This window comes from Lacisediminihabitans sp. (assembly GCF_036404185.1).
Lineage (GTDB): Bacteria > Actinomycetota > Actinomycetes > Actinomycetales > Microbacteriaceae > Lacisediminihabitans.
In genome coordinates, this window is record NZ_DASWPB010000018.1 from 1 (window position 1) to 2,543 (window position 2,543).

A 2,543-nucleotide genomic window follows, 5' to 3' on the forward strand; every position below is an offset into this window, starting at 1 on the left:
CACAACTACGAGGACGCGATCATCCTGTCGCAGCGCCTCGTGCAGGACGACGTCCTGTCCTCGATCCACATCGAGGAGCACGAGGTCGACGCGCGCGACACCAAGCTCGGCCCCGAGGAGATCACGCGGGACATCCCGAACGTCTCCGAGGAGGTCCTCGCGGACCTGGACGAGCGCGGCATCGTGCGCATCGGCGCCGAGGTCTCCGCGGGCGACATCCTGGTCGGCAAGGTGACGCCCAAGGGCGAGACCGAGCTCACCCCCGAGGAGCGCCTGCTCCGCGCGATCTTCGGCGAGAAGGCCCGCGAGGTCCGCGACACGTCGCTCAAGGTCCCGCACGGCGAGTCCGGCACGGTCATCGAGGTCCGCACGTTCAACCGCGAGGACGGCGACGAGCTGCCCGCCGGCGTGAACGAGCTGGTCCGCGTGTACATCGCGCAGCGCCGCAAGATCACGGACGGCGACAAGCTCGCCGGCCGCCACGGCAACAAGGGCGTCATCTCCAAGATCCTCCCGGTCGAGGACATGCCCTTCCTGCCCGACGGCACCGCGGTCGACATCGTCCTGAACCCGATGGGCGTCCCCGGCCGCATGAACGTCGGCCAGGTGCTCGAGGTCCACCTCGGGTGGATCGCCAAGCAGGGCTGGGACATCACGCTCGCCGAGGGCGACACGTCCTGGACGGCCGAGGTCCCGGAGATCGCTCGCGCCTCTTCCCCGGGCGTGCCCGTGGCGACGCCGGTGTTCGACGGCGTGCCGGAGGAGACCCTCACCGGTCTGCTCGGCGCGACGCTGCCGAACCGCGACGGAGACCGCATGGTCGCCGCCGACGGCAAGGCCCGGCTGTTCGACGGGCGCTCCGGCGAGCCGTTCCCGGAGCCGGTCGCGGTCGGCTACATGTACATCCTGAAGCTGCACCACCTCGTGGACGACAAGATCCACGCCCGTTCGACCGGTCCGTACTCGATGATCACGCAGCAGCCGCTGGGTGGTAAGGCGCAGTTCGGCGGTCAGCGTTTCGGCGAGATGGAGGTGTGGGCCCTCGAGGCCTACGGCGCGGCGTACACGCTGCAGGAGCTCCTCACCATCAAGTCGGACGACATCCCGGGTCGCGTCAAGGTCTACGAGGCCATCGTCAAGGGCGAGAACATCCCCGACTCGGGCATCCCGGAGTCGTTCAAGGTTCTGCTCAAGGAGATGCAGTCGCTCTGCCTGAACGTCGAGGTGCTGTCGTCCGACGGCGTCTCGATCGACATGCGCGAGAGCGACGACGAGGTCTACCGCGCCGCGGAGGAGCTCGGCATCGACCTGTCGCGCCGCCCGAACGCCAGCAGCGTCGAAGAGATCTGAGGTCAGCACCGTGCCCGGTGTGCGTCGCGAGACGGTCACCGGGCACGGGCGCCGACACCCCGTAGCACCGTCACCCGCCGGTCGGCACATCGCCCGCACCGGCAAGCGAAGGAAGTAGGACCCCCTTGCTCGACGTCAATGTCTTCGATGAGCTGCGTATCGGCCTGGCCACGGCCGAGGACATCCGCACCTGGTCGCACGGCGAGGTCAAGAAGCCCGAGACCATCAACTACCGCACCCTCAAGCCCGAGAAGGACGGACTCTTCTGCGAGAAGATCTTCGGCCCCACCCGGGACTGGGAGTGCTACTGCGGCAAGTACAAGCGCGTCCGCTTCAAGGGCATCATCTGCGAGCGCTGCGGCGTCGAGGTGACGCGCTCGAAGGTCCGTCGTGAGCGCATGGGCCACATCGAGCTCGCCGCGCCCGTGACGCACATCTGGTTCTTCAAGGGCGTGCCCTCGCGTCTGGGCTACCTGCTGGACCTGGCGCCCAAGGACCTCGAGAAGGTCATCTACTTCGCGGCCTACATGATCACGTGGGTCGACGACGAGGGCCGTCACGAGGACCTCCCGAACCTCCAGAACGAGATCGACCTGGAGAAGAAGGAGATCGCGGACCGCCGCGACAACGACATCAACACCCGTGCCAGCAAGCTCGAGGCCGACCTGGCCGAGCTCGAGGCCGAGGGTGCCAAGGCTGACGCGCGCCGCAAGGTGCGCGACTCGGCCGAGCGTGAGATGGCGCAGATCCGCAAGCGTGCCGACGCGGAGATCGACCGCGTCAGCGCCGTGTGGGACCGCTTCAAGAACCTCAAGGTCGCCGACCTCGAGGGGGACGAGGCGCTCTACCGTCAGCTCCAGGACCGGTACGGGAACTACTTCGAGGGCTCGATGGGCGCGCAGGCGATCCAGAAGCGCCTCGAGGCGTTCGACCTGGACGCCGAGGCCGCCTCGCTGCGCGAGACGATCCGCTCCGGCAAGGGCCAGCGCAAGACCCGTGCCCTCAAGCGGCTCAAGGTCGTCAACGCGTTCCTCACGACGACGAACTCGCCCACCGGCATGGTGCTCGACGCCGTCCCGGTCATCCCGCCGGACCTGCGCCCGATGGTGCAGCTCGACGGTGGCCGCTTCGCCACGTCGGACCTGAACGACCTCTACCGCCGCGTCATCAACCGGAACAACCGCCTCAAGCGG

The 2,543-nt window shown here is 68.1% G+C and carries 2 pseudogenes; both read left to right on the forward strand.

The annotated features are described in order from the left end of the window. Positions 1-1,350 (forward strand): annotated as a pseudogene (locus VGC18_RS01045) (DNA-directed RNA polymerase subunit beta); the annotation flags it as partial. Between the two features lie 125 nt (positions 1,351-1,475). After that, positions 1,476-2,543 (forward strand): annotated as a pseudogene (locus VGC18_RS01050) (DNA-directed RNA polymerase subunit beta'); the annotation flags it as partial.